The following is an 18,044-nucleotide window of genomic DNA, read 5'->3' on the forward strand; positions in this document are numbered from 1 at the left end:
ATTTTGGTAGGTTCCATCATGGTTCATTCGATAGTAATAATCAGGAACCGTTGTTTGGAATGGTGCATCAACGGTTGAGAAGGTATGATTGTAAACAACGTCCATAATAACACCGATACCAGCATCGTGATAAGCTTGGACCATGGCTTTCAAATCACGGATAGCTTGACCTGGATCATTTGGATTTGTAGACATACTAGTTTCTGGAGCATTGTAGTTTTGTGGATCATATCCCCAGTTATAAGTTACATTTCCATCAGCATCGTATTCTTTATGACGGTCAGCAATTGGTTGCAACTGAACATAGTTGACACCAAGTTCTTTGATGTAATCAAACGCAGTCGATTGACCATATTGGTTAACTGTTCCAGTTTGCGCTGCACCTAAGAAGGTTCCTCTTAATTCTGGTGCAACACCAGATGTTTCAGACTTAGTCAAATCACGGATATGCATTTCATACACAACTGCCTGGCAAGGATTTTCCAAACGCCAAGTTGCTTCTGTACCATGCTTAACCTCAAAACCTTCGACCTGACGATCTTGATTTGAGACAATGGCTGAACGTTTTCCATCAGGACTTGTCGCTATTGTATATGGATCACGAGTTAATGACTGGTGATGAGGAAAGTCAATTTGGTAATGGTAACCACAACCTGCTAAGCTTTCTGGAACTGATAAACTCCATACGCCAATTGTATTATACTTGTGACTATAGGAGTAACTATTTCCTCGCTCCATTTCAAAGGTTTTAAGGATAGGTGCGTCGTTACTTGCAGATTCATAGACTACTACTTGGACAGATGTAGCTGTTGGTGCCCATAGGCTAAATCTTGTTTCAGTTTCAGAAACTTGACATCCCAACTCTCCTTGATAACCCCAGTGGTGGTCAAAACTAGCACTATTAATTGCCTTGTCGAAGGCAAAAGGATTTTGATCTTTATAGTGGGGACTGGCAATAGCTGGATTTTCAGAATAATAAACTGTATCATCTCCATCCAAAATCCAAACCTCTGTCAAAAGTGGATAGTAATTGAAGCGAATAGGATATTCTTTGCTGACACCATCTTTTTCAACACTAAAAGTCATGGTCTCAAGGGCTACTTCACTCGATTGAGTCAGTGAGAATTTTGCTCCAAAATATTCTTCCTCTTTGATAAGTTCTGCTGAATCTAGAGGCTTTATGCTGAAACTGCAAGCCTCGTAAGCTTCATCTTTACGATGATAATGAATAAGTACAGGATAATTGTACATGGTTCTCCCTAATTTCTAAATAAATTTGATTTTATATGTGACTAATAATTTATTGATTAAGTGCCTCACGATTCACAAAAAATTCAATGTGATTATGGCACACTTCCAAATCTACTGGTGTGTCGCCACCGTATTCTCCATTAAGATTGAGCATAAAAGGCTCTTCATGATCCAAAGTTTCAATTCGGAGTTTACTCGTTTTAAGGTATTCAACATTGATATCTGAAACGTGTTGGCCTCCGTTCATGGCCTGAACTAGCAGACTCAACATATCTAGAATTTTATCCGTCTTTACTAGAATAAGCGTGAAATTGCCATCATCCAGTTTGGTATCAGGTGCGAATTGCTCAAATCCACCAATAGAATTGGTCAAGGCAACAAAGACAAGAGAAACTTCTCCTGTAAAAATTCCCCAATCATGGTAAATACGAACAGGACGGGCTTTGGATTTTGGAAACATCTCGAAGCCTTTAGCAACGTAGGCCAGATAACCCAAACGCGTCTTTAGTTCACTCGGAACACTAAAAGTTAACTCCGTAAGAGCTCCTGCCGCAGCAATATTGATGAAATACTTATCACCAAAGGCACGACCAATATCAATTTGCTTGGTTTCATTTTTAGCAATGATCTTCGCTGCAGCAACTGGATCCCCCATAGGGATTTTCAATGCTCTTGCATAGTCATTAGTAGTTCCAGTAGGAATGATGGCTATCTTTGGACGATGTTCCAGAGGTGCAGTTCCATTAACCACTTCATTGATAGTACCATCGCCACCAGCTACCAAAACCAAATCAAAGCCAGCTTTTGCAGCTCTTTCTGCTTCTTTCTGAGCTGATAAGTTTTCCGGTTTGGTCTGAAAAGCACTGGTTTCATAGCCTATGCTCTCTAACACTTCTAGAACTTCCGCGATATTTTGCTTGATAATTTCCTGGCCTGAGGTCGGATTATAAATGAGACGTGCGCGTTTTTTTACTTCTTTCATAGCTTACAAACTCTCAAGCCAAGCTTCATCACGAATCTCTATTCCCAGTTCTTGTGCTTTTTGGAGCTTGCTTCCTGCATCTGCTCCTGCAACAACAAGGTCTGTTTTTTTCGACACACTACCAGTAACCTTGGCTCCTAGACTTTCTAATTTATTTTTAGCTTCTGAGCGATTCAAACGCTCTAGCTTTCCTGTCAATACGACAGTTAAACCAGACAAGGTTGCATTTGCTGCAACTGTCTGTCCTTTGTAGTCTAGATTAACACCTGATTCTTTCAATTCCCTTAAAAGGATTTCAGAACCCTCTGTAGCAAAATAGGTCTGTAGGCTTTGAGCAATGACACTCCCCAAACTTTCAATATTTGCAATTTCTTCAGGATTGGCTTGTGCTAGCGATTCGATTGAATGGAAATGTTGTAAAAGCAACTGACTTGCCTTACTTCCTACATGACGAATCCCCAAACCAAACAAGAGTTTTTCAGCAGAATTTTCTTTGGATGCTTGAATAGCCTGGTAGAGCTTTTGAGCAGATTTTTCCTTGATACCATCTAGCAAAAGCAAATCTTCCACAGTCAAGCGATAAATATCTGCAACATCCTTAACCAAATTGGCAGCAAATAATTTCTCCACGATTGATGGGCCAAGGCCAGAGATATTCATAGCATCACGCGATGCGAAATGCGTCAAACCTTCCTTGATTTGAGCAGGGCATCGTGGATTGATACAACGAAGAGCCACCTCATCTTCAAAGTGTAACAGCTTACTCTCACAACTTGGACAGTTTATTGGGACATCTAGTTTTTCCTCCGATACACGTTTAGACTCCACCACTCGTAGAACGGCTGGTATGATATCACCCGCTTTGTAGACAATGACTGTGTCATCCTTACGGATATCCTTTTCAGCGATATAGTCGACATTATGAAGGGTTGCACGACTTACAGTTGTACCTGCAAGTTGCACTGGAGTAAGATTAGCAGTCGGAGTCACAACTCCTGTACGCCCTACTGTCCAGTCAACAGAAAGAAGTTTCGCTTCTTTTTCTTCTGCTGGGAATTTATATGCTACTGCCCATTTAGGTGCTTTGACTGTAAATCCTAGTTGCTCCTGACCAGCTAGATCATTGACCTTAATCACAACTCCATCGATATCATAAGGCAACTGATCTCTTTCTTGACCAATTTCTTGAATAAACGCCCAAACCTCGTCCATACTATGAGCTAATAGACGTCTTTGATTAACTACAAAGCCTAATTGTTCTAAATGTTTCAAAACCTTCTCTTGACTATCCCGAGTTGAAGGACTAGCTTCCTGATAAAGGAAGGTTGCAAGATTACGTTTGGCTACTACTCCTGTGTCTAACTGGCGAAGGGTTCCTGCAGCAGCATTTCTTGGATTGGCAAATTCTGGCTCCCCGTTTTCTTGACGAGATTGATTGACCTGATCAAAAGAAGCTCTCGGCATATAACATTCACCACGAACTGTTATATCTATTTTTTCAGATAATGATAAAGGAATGTCTTTCACTCGTTTAAGATTTTCAGTGATGTTTTCACCAATGGAGCCATCACCTCGAGTTGCTCCAGCAACAAAAATTCCCTGCTCATAAGTCAAGGAAATCGATAAACCATCAATCTTCAACTCACAAATATAAGTGACATCATCCAATTCTTTACGAACACGCACATCAAAGGAGTCGAGTTCTTCACGTGAAAAAGCATCCTGCAAACTATAAAGAGGATACTGATGGCTATATTTCTCAAATCCATCAAGAATCTTTCCTCCAACACGATGTGTCGGACTTTCTGGCAAGACTTGGTCAGGATGAACTTTTTCTAACTCTACCAGTTCACGATAAAGACGGTCATACTCACTATCAGATACAGATGGATTATCACTTGTATAATACTCTGTCGCATAGCGATTGAGCAACTCAACGAGCTCTTTCATTCTTTCATTCATAGAACCATTTTACCATAAAAAGGACTCTATAAACAATACTCAAGCTCTAAAAAAGAAAATGAGAAGGATATTTCTATCACTTCTCATTTATTTTTATTTTTTACGATTCAAAATAGCATTCAAAATGATGGCCACTGTACTTGCAATGACGATACCATTTGAGAAGAACATCTGTAATTCTGTTGGTAAAGTATTGAAGAGGTTGCTTCCGTTTAATCCAACCCCTGCAGCTATAGAAACTGCTGCAATGAGGAAGTTATGCTCATTGTGTTCAAAATCAACACGTGCCAAGATTTGCATCCCTTGTAGAGAAACAAAACCGAACATGACAAGCATGGCTCCACCTAGAACAGGGCTAGGGATAATCTGTGCTAAGGCACCAAACTTAGGCAAGAGACCAAGTAAGATGAGGAAACCACCAGCGTAGTAGATCGGTAAACGTGTACGAATACCTGATAATTTAACCAAACCTACGTTTTGTGAAAACCCTGTATAAGGGAAAGTATTGAAAAGTCCACCAAGTAAAACAGCAAGACCTTCAGCACGATAACCATTACGGAGACGAGTGCTATCGATTGGATCTTTAGTAATATCAGAAAGGGCAAGGTAAACCCCAGTTGATTCTACCATTGATACAGTAGCGATAATACACATCATGACAATAGAAGAAAACTCAAATTGTGGAGCACCAAAGTAGAATGGAGTTGGGATATGAACAAGTGGAGCTTCTGCTACTGGAGAGAAATCAACCAAGCCCATAGTCGCAGCGATAATGGTACCTGCAATTAGACCAATCAAAATAGAAATTGACTTAATAAATCCTTTTGTAAAGATATTAACTAAGAGAATGATAAGAATGGTGATTGTTGCTAATGCCAAACTTTGTCCCGTTGGTTTTTCGACGTTATTTCCCATATTCCCAATAGCTACTGGAATCAAGGTCAATCCGATTGTTGTAATGACAGAACCCGTTACGATTGAAGGGAACAGATTAGCAATCTTTGAAAATACACCTGCTACAAGAACGACATAAATACCAGAAGCAATCAAGGCACCAAACATAGCACCACTACCGTGACTTTGTCCAATCATAATAAGTGGAGCAACAGACTGGAAGGCCACACCCAGAACAACCGGTAAACCGACACCGAAATATTTATTAAGTTGCAATTGTAAGAGAGTTGCAACCCCACACATAAAGATATCTGTAGAGATAAGGTATGTCAGTTGTTGAGGTGAGTAGCCTAGGGCACCTGCAATCATGATTGGTACTAGGATTGAACCTGAGTACATGGCAAGTAAGTGTTGCAAGCCCAATACGGCCGCTTTTGAGTGGTTTTCTTTTTGATTCATTAGATGTCTGCCTCCTTGAAGATAACTCTTCCATTTTCAAAACGCTCTAAACGAGCAAGTGATACTACCTGATGACCTGATTTTTCTAACAGTTCACGACCATCTTGGAAAGATTTTTCAATCACAATCCCGACGGCCTCGACTGTGGCACCAGCTTGTTCGATAATCTGAATCAAACCTTTAGCTGCTTGACCATTAGCCAAGAAATCATCAATAATTAATACTTTATCTCCTGGAGATAAGAACTTCCCTGCAATGGATACGGTACTAGTAACTTGTTTAGTGAAAGAATAAACCTCAGCAGTCAAAATTCCTTCATTCATGGTAATATTTTTTGCCTTCTTAGCAAAAATCATAGGTACATCTAATTGTTCTGCAACATATAGCGCTGGAGCAATTCCAGATGCTTCAATAGTTACGACTTTGGTAATACCTGCATTTTTAAAATATTCTGCAAAGGTGCGACCAATCTCGCGCATTAAGGAAAAATCCACTTGGTGAGTCAAGAATGAATCCACCTTAAGAATATTCTCACCTAGAATATTCCCATCTTTTAAAATACATTCCTCTAGTAATTTCATAATAACCTCCGAAATAAAAAGGGACTCACAAAGCAAGTCCCTCGGAAACATAGAAACAAATAGTACTGCTTCTTTTATCTCTCTTCGACTTACTCATTGTTAGGTATTTACGGTACCTTGTAGAAACGCCACGCCAATTCGCGACATAAATAAGTAATCATATTTTTAGTGAGCATCTCCATTCCAGATAGAGTTCTTCACAATCACATAATCCACATGTCTAAGATCAGCGACCTTGCGACCTCCAGCATAAGAAATCGAACTTTGCAAATCTTGTTCCATTTCAGTCAGCGTATCCTGTAAATGTCCTTTGGCAGGAAGAAGAATTTTCTTTCCTTCAACATTCTTATAGGCACCTTTTTGATATTCTGAAGCTGATCCGTAGTATTCTTTGAACTGTTTACCATCAACTTCGACTGTTTTACCAGGGCTTTCAATATGACCCGCAAATAGTGAACCAATCATAACCATGCTTGCTCCAAAGCGGATTGACTTAGCAATATCACCGTGTGTACGAATGCCACCATCAGCAATAACTGGTTTACGTGCAGCCTTAGCACACCAACGAAGAGCCGCTAGTTGCCAACCACCAGTACCAAAACCAGTTTTTACCTTAGTGATACATACTTTACCTGGACCGATTCCGACCTTAGTAGCATCAGCTCCAGCATTTTCAAGTTCACGCACAGCTTCAGGAGTTCCAACGTTACCAGCAATTACGAAAGTCTCTGGCAATTCTTTCTTGATGTGCTGAATCATAGAAATCACGCTGTCAGCATGACCATGAGCAATATCAATAGTGATGTACTCTGGAGCATCTTCCTTTAATTGACTAACAAAGTCATACTCGTAATCTTTAACACCAACAGAGATAGAAGCAATCAAGCCCTTTTCGTGCATACGTTTGACAAAAGGAATGCGCCCAGCTTCATCAAAGCGATGCATGATATAGAAATAACCACCTTTTGCAAGTTGTTCTGCAACATCTTCATCCAAGATAGTCTGCATATTAGAAGGAACAACTGGTAATTTAAAGGTGTGCTTTCCAAGTGTCACTTGTGTGTCAGCTTCTGCTCGACTTTGAAGGACACACTTATTTGGGATTAGCTGAATATCCTCGTAGTCAAAGATTGGAAATTCGTTTAACATTTCGATGTCTCGTTTCTTTTATAATAACCTACCTATGCTTGCGCATCACTACGCCTTTTCGAACGTTTCCTCTAAGGATTATAAACCAAAGTAAAGTTTTTGTCAAATATTTTGAACCCTAAAATTTATAACGTTCGGTTTTTGTTGATTTAGATATAAAAAGTGGGGAGACTATTATCTACCCACTTCCTTATCAATATTCCTTTTAAAAATTTCTTCGGAGTTTTCCATCATTTCACAAAATTCATTATAGGATGAAGCCTTTTGAGGAATTTGGATAGACCATTTCTTCATCAGAGCTCCATAGCCTGCTAGCTTACCTATCTCATTATCAACTATCTTTTCCTTGCTTGGAAAAACAAGCCCAGCTTGTTCAGCTTCTAAAATATAAGTATAAGAAATCAGTTGGAACAAGTCCTCACGATTGATTCCCTTTTCAGTCAATTCCAGTTTTTTATATTTAGCATCTAGAACAATCTTTCGTTCTCTATCATAAAAATCTGGATATACTTTTCTTTCACGATTAGAAAATACTGAAATACCTTCCGTCTTATCCTTATTTCTAGGATGGATGAACTCTTTTGGCAACAAGGTATGAACATACTCTTCCCAAAGCCAGGCAACATCAAAAAGAATACCATGGATTTTTTGCTCTTGGTATCCTAAACCATGCTTTTCTCTATTTAGGATCATCAGGCAAAGCTCTTGCAATTTTCTGTACTCTCGAAAGTAGGCATGTCGAAGAGGCTTGGTTTGATTTAGTCTGATAAACTTAGCACGATCAGCTAATTTATAAGAGGGCGTTACTCGCACGATTTCTGCCACATTTTCCCTGCTAGTTGAGAGATTATCAAGAACTCCTCTCCCTATACTTTTCTGATTCTTAATGAATTCAATTGTGTGACGGATCAGTTGCATGATCGGATTGTCAAAAGTAAACTCTCTTGTTTTATAGGCAATATTTCCCGTGAAAGGAAGATTTTTCTTGAGATGATTTCCTACATCAATTACTCCCTTAACATGACTATCGTTATGAGAAAATCTCTGGTATTCCTTATAAAGGCCTTTTCGGAGAGCAGCTTGCAAATACTTAGGAAAGAGATACATCAAAAGTTGATAGAGTCTATCTTCGCGCGATAAAGCAACATCTAAACTAGTGAGATTGATATGAAGAACTTTTTGCAAAAGATAATGTAAAAAATAGTCATCACTTTCGTTTGAAAATCGGGAAGAAATGGTTAATCTCTCCTGGCCATAACCCAGAAATCCAATGACATTTCCTGTCTTGATTTCCTGATTAACTGTTTCCAAAATCTTTTGGTCCTTATCCAAGTCCGGAGAATATTCTAGGTCATTTGGAAAAATAAAGATATTGTCTTCTTTAGAAAGGTTATGCAGAGTTCTATCAAGAAGTGCTTGACTTAGTTTGGGATATTCTGCGACAAAGTTTTCTTTAGCAATTCTATGCTGATTATCAGTGATCCGCATTATTATTCTCATCGCCTTCATTGTTATCGGTTACTACCTGATTTTTTTGCCCATTGCTTTTCAAATCAAATGCTTTTTTCAATGTCTCTAGAGTTTCAACTTCCTCGTAAGAACCTCGCAAGTAATCTTCCAAGAGTGGTTTCAGATAATCAGACCAGAGCAATTCATAGTCAAAATCCACTTCTTTCAATTTGAGGAAATAACTTGGACCGATATGATAATGACTGTTTAATTCCTGAACTTTTTCAATTTCAGCATTCAAGTTTCTTAGACGAATTTTAGATTCTTCAGCATGTTCACCTAGTTTCTTATCTAGCATACCAAGTTGACTTTCAGCAGTAATTTCAACAAAACGGAAACGACGACGCATAGCAAAATCAAAGGTGTCCACCGAGCGGTCAATGTCATTCATGGTTCCGATGATGTAGACATTTTCTGGGATAAAAAACTTTTCATCAGTTTCGTGTAGATTGGCATACTGGGTAGAAACTTCTCCATCTCTACCACGATAGCCAGGGTCAATAGAGAAAAAGAGTTCTCCAAAAATCTTAGAAATCTCACCACGATTGATTTCATCGATGATGAAGACAAAGTTTTTGTCTGTGTCGATCTCTGTTGGAGAAAGGTAGTCTTTGAGACCAAATCTTTTCTTTAAAGTTTCAAGGACAGTTTTTCCACCACTTTTGTAGTATTCTTGCTTATTATAATTTTTATCTTTATACAACTCGTAAACATATTTGCGAGGTATTGACCATCCTGGAACACCACTATCATAATTTACTGACAAATTTTGTCTACTATTAACAGATAAGTAAGATGTTTTTGTTATATATTCTTTTTCTTCAGCAAAATTTATATATTCTAAGTAAGAATCCCAAGCTTGTTCAAAATTATCTTGTCCTCCTGTCTTCTGAGCTTCTTTAGCCTTCTGGCAAAACTGCTTAAAAATACCATCTTGTAATTTAAACTCAATAGCTCCATCCCCATTTGATACCGGTCTCAACCCCTCTACAAAATCCGTATAATCATAAGAAGGGTGAAATTGTACAAAGCCGATTTGATCTTCGTTTCCACCTGTTAATTCTGCAGCTATTTCTTTAGCAAGATAAGTTTTCCCAGTACCAGGAGCACCACGGAGGATGAGGTTTTTGGATTTTTTTAATATACCACTATAATTAAATAAAAAATCATTCCTTAACATAGTTTCACTTTCTAATTTTTTATACTTTTTCCAATTAGGATGATTCAAAAAATAGTCATAGTCTTGAATTATGATTTCATCACTTGCAGCAAATTTTATTAACTGGTTAGTCTCTTTAGTTCGATACTTAATATCTGATGGAAACCATATTGTTTCTTGCCCCGTAAAGAAAAACCACTCCCTCTCTATATACTCTTTTTTCCAATCAACAATAATGGTATGCCCATCATCTAAAACCTCTTTAACAGTCGCCATTCCACGAATTTTCATCACAGAAACCTTTAAATCATCTTTCTTTACAAAAGGTACATTCTTCTTTTTGACATATGTGGATTTAGCAAATAAAACGTCACCTGGTTTAATTTTATTAAACAACTTTAACATTCTTTGATACTGTTTATTTTCCTCGTTATTATGCCATCCTAATTCCCACTTTCCTTCTTTCATAAAATATTCAAGATAATCATCATCACCAAATTTTGTACCAACAAAAAAATAGTTATTTTGTTCACTGTTCATTTGAATACTCCTTTTTACTTTCACAAGTAAGTTCTATTAATATATAGTTCATCTCTAGCATATCATATCCTATAGAAAAAGAAAAGAAATTCTAAACAAAAAGCCCAGTGTTAGGAGCTTTAATATCTCATAACACTAGACTCTTTTTTATCTTAATAATACTCTCCCTGACGGTAGTCCCATGAGTTAAAGGTATCTGACAGGTGCATCATAATCTTATCAATGTCAAGTCCTTTACGGATTACAACTGGAGCTGGTGAGATTGAACGTGCTCCACCTTGTTCTGGGATGAGTTTTCCATCCTTATCAACCATAGAGACCATCACACCTTGCTCGTAACGAGTTTCAACTGTTTTGTCAGGTTGGATAGATGCAACATAGTCGTCAGCTTCAATGACAAGATCCACTGCGCCTTCGATACGTTCTCCGATTCCTTCTACCTTACCACGGTTTCCTTTTCCAGATGGGTTGGCTGATGAAGCGTAGACCATCTTGCCTTCTTCCCAAAGTTTGGCAGCCAATTGTTCACCAGCGTTACCGAACTTGATTACAAAACAGCTAGTCCCACGCACGTCAGTCATAAGTTCTTCACGGCCATCACCGTATGCTTTTAGTTTTTCAAAAGCTTCTGGTTTCCAAGGAAGGATACAGCCAAGAAGAATATCTTCATCCCAATGTTTTTGATAAAAGGCTTCAATTTCAGGGTTGAGTTGTGCTAAAGCGCGAAGCTCATCCATGCTACCACAGAGAACCACACCTGGTTTGTTACGATTACGTTCTTTAGCTTCAAACTTGCGTTCAAGTCCTGCCTTATCACTGGTCATGATGATATAACCAACTTTAGTAGGGCAAACGATACATCCGCCCTCACCTTTTAAAATGTCATAACCTTCTTGTGAAAGTGTTCCGTTCCATTGAATGTGTTTTGTCATAATTCTATTTCCTTTTCTAATTCTCTTCTAGTCCTGCCAGTAGGCTGGTCGTTGTTTTTCATAGGAAGCAATCAAGTCTTCATACTGCAAGGTGATACCAATATCATCCAGACCATTTAGAAGCTTGTGTTTCCACTCGCTATCAATTTCGAAAGTGAATTCTCCAACTGGTGAAATGATCTTTTGTTGTTCCAAATCTACTGTTAGCTGGTCACTTGGGTGGAGTTTTGCTAATTTCTCTCTTACTTCCCTAGGTTGAACAATGGGCAACATGCCATTATTGAGTTCATTATTGTAATGAATGTCCCCGAAAGAACCTGCAATTACAACCTTAAAGCCGTAATCTGCCAGAGCCCAAGCTGCGTGTTCTCTCGAAGATCCAGCCCCAAAGTTATCCCCTGTGATGAGAATACTGGCTTTGCGGTACTCTGGCTGGTTAAAGACAAAGTCTGGATTTTCAGTATACTTATCGTCCAAATAACGCCAAGCATACATGAGGTATTTACCAAAACCTTTTTTAGCAATCAACTTGAGAAACTGCTTAGGAAGGATTTGGTCGGTATCAATATTGTCATTCATAAGAGGAACTGTTGTTCCCGTAAATACTGTAAATTTTTCCATATCCTCTCCTCACTGGGCTTCTGGCAATTGTCGAACATCTATGAATCGCCCTGCGATAGCTGCCGCAGCTGCCATAGCCGGACTACAGAGATGGGTCTTAGCTCCGAATCCCTGTCTATCTTCAAAGTTTCGATTGCTAGTTGAGGCGCAGTGAACACCATCAGGAACCTTGTCAGGATTCATTCCGAGACACATAGAGCAACCTGGGTCTCTCCACTCAAATCCAGCATCTCGGAAGATCTTGTCCAAGCCCAACTTCTCAGCAGCTCGCTTGACTGGTCGAGAGCCTGGAACCACGATTGCTGTTAGATTGGGAGCAATTTTCTTTCCTTGGACAAATCGAGCAGCTAGTTGTAAGTCGCTAAGACGAGCATTGGTGCAAGATCCGATAAAGATGTATCCTAGTTCAATATCTTCTGGCTTCTGACCTGGTTGTAAATCCATGTAATGATAAGCACGTTCATCATTCATATCCTTTATTTCTGGGAAACTTGAATCAAAGTCAACACCCATGGCGGGATTAGTACCCCAAGTCACCATAGGAGCCAATTCTGAAACATCCAAACGAATAACCTTATCATAAACGGCATCTTCATCACTAACCAGTCTTTTCCAATCAGCTACTGCTGCATCAAAATCCTTGGGAACACACTCTCGACCCTTTAAATAGTCATAAGTCCTCTGATCTGGATTCATAATTCCCATCTTAGAGCCAAACTCGATAGACATATTGCAGATAGTCATACGCTCTTCCATACTAAGTGCATCAATGGCCTGACCTCGATACTCCACCACGTAGCCAACACCACAAGCAACACCGTATTTGGCAATTAAGGCTAGAATGAAATCTTTGGCATAAACCCCTTTTTGAGGAACTCCTGTGAATTCCACCAACATTTTCTTGGGTTTAACCTGCCAAATGGTTTGGGTTGCAAAGACATGTTCGACCTCACTGGTCCCAATACCGAAGGCAATCGCTCCAAAAGCTCCGTGAGTTGCAGTATGGCTATCACCACAGACGATAAATTTTCCTGGTTGTGTTCTTCCTGTTTCTGGACCAACCATATGAACGATACCTTGTTTTTCAGAACCGTGGGCTGCATGTTCAATCCCAAATTCCTCAACGTTTTCAGCCAGTTTATCAATTTGAGCCTTGGAAATCACATCTCGGATATCGTAGATATTGACTGTCGGAACATTGTGGTCAAAGGTAGCAAATGTTAAATCCGGTCGTCTCAATCTGCGCCCCGCATCTCGTAATCCTTGAAAAGCTTGAGGACTAGTCACTTCATGGATATAGTGCTGATCTACATACATGAGTTGAGGTTGTCCCTCTTCCCCCGTTATAACATGGAGGTTCCATAATTTATCAAAAATCGATTTCCCTGCCATCCATTACCTCCATATAAAATACAAAGCTATTAGTGTGGTCACCATCCCAAGGAACCAAACTGTTTTAAAGTACCATTTTCTAGTCTTGTGATGAAAAGTGATTCCTGCTAACCAAGCACCAAAACCACCACAAGTAAAAGCTAAAATGACTAAGATTTTCTCAGGGATGCGCCAGGCTTTTCTCTTTGCCTTGGATTTGTCAATATCATAAATTAAGAAAATCATGACATTCCAAATCAAGAGGGCAAGAGTGATTCCTTCATTTATCTTCATAGTCTTGCTATAATAGCTTCTGTCATCTCCTTAGTAGAAGCCTGTCCTCCTATATCTCTCGTTAAAATTCCTGCTGCTAAACTTGCTTCTACAGCATGTTCGATACGTTCCGCATCTTCAAATCGACCAAAACTATCTCGCAGCATCGTAGCAACTGATAAAATCATGGAAATAGGATTAGCAATTCCTTGACCTGCAATATCTGGCGCTGAACCGTGAATAGGTTCATAGAGGCTTGGTCCATTTTCAGAATGACTGGCTGATGGCATGACCCCAAGTGTGCCAGATAGAACGCTTGATTCATCCGAGAGAAGATCTCCAAAAAGATTCTCTGTCACGATAACGTCAAACTTAGCTGGATTAGTAATCATGAGCATGGCAGCTGAGTCGACTAACTGGTGTTCTAAGGTTACATCAGGATAATCTTTTGCGACTTCGTCAGCCACTCTCCTCCAGAGTTTTGAAGTTGCTAGCACGTTTTGCTTATCGATACTGGTAACGATTTTTCTCCGATTTCTTGCGATTTCAAAGGCTTTACGAATAATTCGCTCCACTTCATCATAACTATAATCGTTGATATCACGAGCTTTTTTCTCTTCGAGGATATGATCTCCAAAGTAAATCCCACCTGTCAATTCACGCACCACAACAAAGTCAACACCTGCAATTCTTTCTGGTTTGAGAGGTGACAAGTGCTTAAGACTCTCAAAGATTTTTACTGGACGAATATTGGCATAGAGATTGAGTTCCTTACGGAGAGCCAGCAAGCCTTGTTCAGGCCGCACCGCTGCCCCATCATACCGAGGACTACCGATAGCTGCTAGGAGAATGGCATCTGCTTCTCTACTTGCCTTGAGGGTTTCATCAGGTAAGGGATGCCCTGCTGCATCAATACCTGCACCTCCAAAAGGTCGTCTGTCTATCTCAAAGTCAAAGCCTGTTTTTTTAGCTAGAGCTTCCAGCACTTCTAAACCAGCTTCCATGATTTCTGGGCCGATACCATCACCTGCCAGGGCAACTATTTTTTTTGTCATAGCATTCTCCTTTACACACTAGGCATGTCACGATAGGAAACTGGTGCTCCCATCTCCCCAGCATTCTCTTTTTGAACAAAGGTATTGGCATTGATGTAGGCAATAGCTGAAGCCTTCAATACATCGAAATCAAGGCCTGCTGCGTTAAAGATGGTCTCTGTATCTCTATTTTCAACAGTAACTAAGACTCGAGCTTGGGCATCGATACCATCTGTTACCGCATCAATAGTATAGGACACCAAGCGGACAGATTGGTTAAAGAACTTATCAATAGCGTTGAAAATAGCTTCAACAGAACCTTGACCTGTAGCTGTAAAATCGACCTTCTCACCATCCAAATTAGCCAATCTAACAGTCGCTTCAATTTCATTTTCCGCATGAGTTTGAAGTTGTAAATCATCAAAGTGAAAGCCTTCTGGGTTTTCAACCATGGTTCCAGCTACCAGAGCTCTAATATCAGCGTCTGTGATTTCTTGCTTCTTATCCGCCAGCGACTTGAACTTAGTAAAGAGTGGTTTGATGTCTTCTTCTGTAAAGTCTAGGGCTAGGTCTCTCAGTTTTTCTACAAAGGCATGACGACCAGACAATTTACCAAGTGGAAGACTGTTACTCTTGACACCCACCAATTCAGGTGTAATGATTTCATAAGTGAGAGGATTTTTAAGAACACCATCTTGGTGAATACCCGATTCATGAGAGAAGGCATTTCCACCGACAACAGCCTTATTTTTAGGAACTGGAATACCAGAGAAACGAGAAACCATTTCAGAAGTATTGAGGGTTTCGTTTAGGACAATACTTGTCTCAGCTTGGTAGTAATCTTGACGAATATTAAGGGCAACCGCTATTTCTTCCAAAGCAGCATTCCCAGCTCGTTCCCCTATACCGTTAATGGTTCCCTCAACACGTCCTGCACCATTCTTAACAGCCGCGAGGCTATTTGCTACCGCCATTCCGAGGTCATCGTGGCAGTGAGGTGAATAGATAATCTGACGGTCTGTTTGTACATTGTCAATCAAATACTTGAAGATATTCCCATATTCCTCTGGTGTGGTAAAACCAACCGTATCAGGAATATTGATATAGGTTGCACCTGCGTCTACCGCTGTTTGAACGACTTGTAAGAGGAAATCCAGCTCAGTTCTAGTCGCATCTTCTGGAGAGAATTCTACCACTTCAAACTTAGAACGTGCATAGGAAACATGCTCTTTTATAGCTTCTAATATTTCCTCTTTGCTTTTATTCAACTTAAATTCACGATGGATAGGACTAGTAGCGATAAAAACATGGATTTGTGGATACTTAGCATCCTTTAGCGCTTCATAACAAGCGTCGATATCTGATTTAACAGAGCGGGCCAGACCAGTCACTGCTGTTTTCTTCAAGACTTTGGCGATTTCCTGAACTGCAGTGAATGAGTCAGGACTAGCTGCTGGAAAACCAGCTTCAATGGCAGAAATTCCCCATTTTTCAAGTTGTCTTGCTATAGCAATCTTTTCCTTGATCGAAAAATTAACACCTGGTGTCTGCTCACCATCTCGAAGGCTAGTATCTAGGAATTCAACTGTTCTCATAAGATTTCCCCTTTTCTAAATTTGGTTTTAAAAAAACATCTCGCTCGGAGTTCCAAGCGAGATGTTGATTTACTCCCGCTTGGTAAGCCAAACAGGACTAATGCTTTTGCACTAGTCCGAGTACCTCAACAACAAAGCAAATTGATTAAACTTAGCTGTTTTCATGTTTGACTTTCTCCTTTGTTTGATGTCTTGTTTAGTATTCTAGCATAGGAAAAATCACTTGTCAAGAAAAAATCCAATATTTTCTGAAAATTTCTTCAGTAAAGAATATTTTGGTAATTAAACCTATTTGAAAATTCAAACATACAATTTCATTTTTTCAAAGTCAGAAAGTAACTTTTCTCAAATAATTCAAGTACCTTCTCGTCAGTTAGACTATCATCAAGTGGTAGACTAATCCAATAGCGTTTATTCATATGAAAGCCAGGATAAATCCCTTTTTCTTCTAACAAATCAGAAACTAAATCATGTTTTAAATTAACAACTTCCACTTGTCCTTCTCTTGCCTTATCAAGTTTTTCCCAAGAAATCTTCATAAGAACCGCATACCACTTCTGATTATCTTCATGACGGAGAACAGCCGTATCAGGGGATTTCTCCCATAAGTATTCAAGTTGATTTTCATATATTTCTTGAACTCGAGTCATGATTCTCTTGGTCTGCGGACAGATAAACTCCTGAACTTCAAAACAGGCCTTTCTAATGTCAAATAGTTCTTCTAGGCATGCCTCTCGAACACTTCCTACAAAGGTTCCTCTCATGCTTTCCATGTGGACTTGAGGATAGAGTTCACCAGTTTCCTGATCAAAAACCTGAAAACTTAAATCACTATCCTTAACTGTAATCTTCATAAGAAAATCACCCTGCAAGATAGTCGAACTATAGGTCCATACACCTTGGTTTTCTATAAATCCATACTCTTTAGCCTTTTTACTATTAAATTGATAGGCCTTAAAAATTTCAAACATAAGCGAAAACTGCTACCAAAAGCTAGCAGTTCCTTTCTATTTTTTAAAAGACAACCTTTGTTCCATGTAATTGTGTCACGCCCAGTTGGTCGGTAAAGGTTTGACGGTTGTCCATGTCAATCCCTCCACCCGGTAGGATTTCAATTTTACCTGCAGCGTGTTCTAGAATTCTATGATAGTGAGCAAAGCGTTTCTCTAGAGAGTCACCAGATACCCCAGCTCGAGTCAAGATACGTCTTACTCCGGCTTGGCTGAGCCAGTCAATAGCTTCTAACTGATCTTCATCGCTCAATTCATCAAAGGCCATATGAAAGACAATTTCCATACCTTTAGACGCAGCAATCAATTTTTCAAGATTTGCCTTGTCCAACTTCTTGTCAGCAGTCAATGCACCAAAGACAACCCCTTGACTACCTGCTTGAGCAGTTAGAGCAATATCATCAAGCATAATGGCAACTTCTAAGTCATTGTAGACAAAATCACCACCGCGTGGTCGAATCATTGTCATAATGGTCGTATCGTAATCGGCAGCTAGTTCCACAGCTGCCTTGGTAACTCCGTAGCTTGGGGTTGTTCCACCAACTGCTAGATTATCACAGAGTTCGATACGGCGAGCTCCTGCCTGCATAGCTTTTTCAAGCAAGGTTACATTTTCAGCACAAAATTCGTAAATCATTTGATTCTCCTTGAAAATTACTTTAAATTTATTATATCATATTATTTCGGATATGTTTTATTTTTATCAAGGGAAATCATTACTT

At 39.5% G+C, this 18,044-nt stretch carries 16 protein-coding genes and 1 riboswitch; all 16 genes read right to left on the minus strand.

Translation table 11 applies throughout. The features are described 5' to 3' along the window. The coding region (locus SINDD18_RS03830) for an alpha-amylase family glycosyl hydrolase (protein ID WP_241497328.1) at positions 1-1,251 on the minus strand (1,251 nt) is incomplete at its 3' end. Positions 1,252-1,300: 49 nt separating this feature from the next. Beyond that, positions 1,301-2,233 (minus strand): diacylglycerol kinase family lipid kinase, encoded by a 933-nt coding sequence (locus SINDD18_RS03835; protein ID WP_061863143.1) that lies wholly within the window; start codon positions 2,231-2,233, stop codon positions 1,301-1,303. Positions 2,234-2,236: 3 nt separating this feature from the next. Then, positions 2,237-4,195, minus strand: a complete 1,959-nt coding sequence (ligA, locus tag SINDD18_RS03840) for an NAD-dependent DNA ligase LigA (protein ID WP_061863144.1) — start codon at positions 4,193-4,195, stop codon at positions 2,237-2,239. 93 nt (positions 4,196-4,288) lie between these two features. After that, entirely contained in the window at positions 4,289-5,548 is a 1,260-nt protein-coding gene (locus tag SINDD18_RS03845) for a nucleobase:cation symporter-2 family protein (RefSeq protein WP_061863145.1), read from the minus strand. Beyond that, complete coding sequence (locus SINDD18_RS03850) at positions 5,548-6,129, minus strand: xanthine phosphoribosyltransferase (protein WP_061863146.1); 582 nt, start codon at positions 6,127-6,129, stop codon at positions 5,548-5,550. The genes SINDD18_RS03845 and SINDD18_RS03850 overlap by 1 nt, the downstream gene beginning before the upstream one ends. A 76-nt stretch (positions 6,130-6,205) precedes the next feature. Continuing rightward, positions 6,206-6,302, minus strand: a riboswitch (purine riboswitch). Further along, on the minus strand, positions 6,295-7,278 hold the full coding sequence (gene guaC, locus SINDD18_RS03855; protein WP_061863147.1) for a GMP reductase: 984 nt from the start codon (positions 7,276-7,278) through the stop codon (positions 6,295-6,297). Its footprint overlaps the riboswitch before it by 8 nt. 174 nt (positions 7,279-7,452) lie before the next feature. Next, on the minus strand, positions 7,453-8,766 hold the full coding sequence (locus tag SINDD18_RS03860; RefSeq protein ID WP_061863148.1) for an McrC family protein: 1,314 nt from the start codon (positions 8,764-8,766) through the stop codon (positions 7,453-7,455). After that, complete coding sequence (locus SINDD18_RS03865; protein ID WP_061863149.1) at positions 8,753-10,486, minus strand: McrB family protein; 1,734 nt, start codon at positions 10,484-10,486, stop codon at positions 8,753-8,755. Before SINDD18_RS03865 ends, SINDD18_RS03860 begins: the two co-directional genes overlap by 14 nt. 152 nt (positions 10,487-10,638) lie before the next feature. Further along, the gene (locus tag SINDD18_RS03870; RefSeq protein WP_061863150.1) at positions 10,639-11,418 is read right to left on the minus strand and encodes an L-threonylcarbamoyladenylate synthase; all 780 of its coding nucleotides are present in this window, start codon (positions 11,416-11,418) and stop codon (positions 10,639-10,641) included. A gap of 27 nt (positions 11,419-11,445) precedes the next feature. Continuing rightward, positions 11,446-12,039, minus strand: coding sequence for a 3-isopropylmalate dehydratase small subunit (leuD, locus tag SINDD18_RS03875; protein WP_061863151.1), 594 nt, complete (start codon positions 12,037-12,039; stop codon positions 11,446-11,448). 9 nt (positions 12,040-12,048) lie between these two features. Then, on the minus strand, positions 12,049-13,431 hold the full coding sequence (leuC, locus tag SINDD18_RS03880; protein WP_061863152.1) for a 3-isopropylmalate dehydratase large subunit: 1,383 nt from the start codon (positions 13,429-13,431) through the stop codon (positions 12,049-12,051). 3 nt (positions 13,432-13,434) lie between these two features. After that, entirely contained in the window at positions 13,435-13,704 is a 270-nt protein-coding gene (locus SINDD18_RS03885) for a DUF1294 domain-containing protein (protein WP_061863153.1), read from the minus strand. Continuing rightward, the gene (gene leuB / locus SINDD18_RS03890) at positions 13,701-14,738 is read right to left on the minus strand and encodes a 3-isopropylmalate dehydrogenase (protein ID WP_061863154.1); all 1,038 of its coding nucleotides are present in this window, start codon (positions 14,736-14,738) and stop codon (positions 13,701-13,703) included. The genes SINDD18_RS03885 and leuB overlap by 4 nt, the downstream gene beginning before the upstream one ends. Before the next feature lie 11 nt (positions 14,739-14,749). Further along, complete coding sequence (locus SINDD18_RS03895; protein ID WP_061863155.1) at positions 14,750-16,312, minus strand: 2-isopropylmalate synthase; 1,563 nt, start codon at positions 16,310-16,312, stop codon at positions 14,750-14,752. A gap of 314 nt (positions 16,313-16,626) precedes the next feature. Further along, the gene (locus SINDD18_RS03900; RefSeq protein ID WP_061863156.1) at positions 16,627-17,283 is read right to left on the minus strand and encodes an MmcQ/YjbR family DNA-binding protein; all 657 of its coding nucleotides are present in this window, start codon (positions 17,281-17,283) and stop codon (positions 16,627-16,629) included. Positions 17,284-17,326: 43 nt separating this feature from the next. Continuing rightward, a complete protein-coding gene (locus tag SINDD18_RS03905) occupies positions 17,327-17,959 on the minus strand; it encodes a copper homeostasis protein CutC (protein ID WP_061863157.1) in 633 nt (210 codons plus the stop codon). Positions 17,960-18,044: the final 85 nt, after the last annotated feature.

Source organism: Streptococcus infantis, assembly GCF_001579645.1.
GTDB lineage: Bacteria > Bacillota > Bacilli > Lactobacillales > Streptococcaceae > Streptococcus > Streptococcus infantis_E.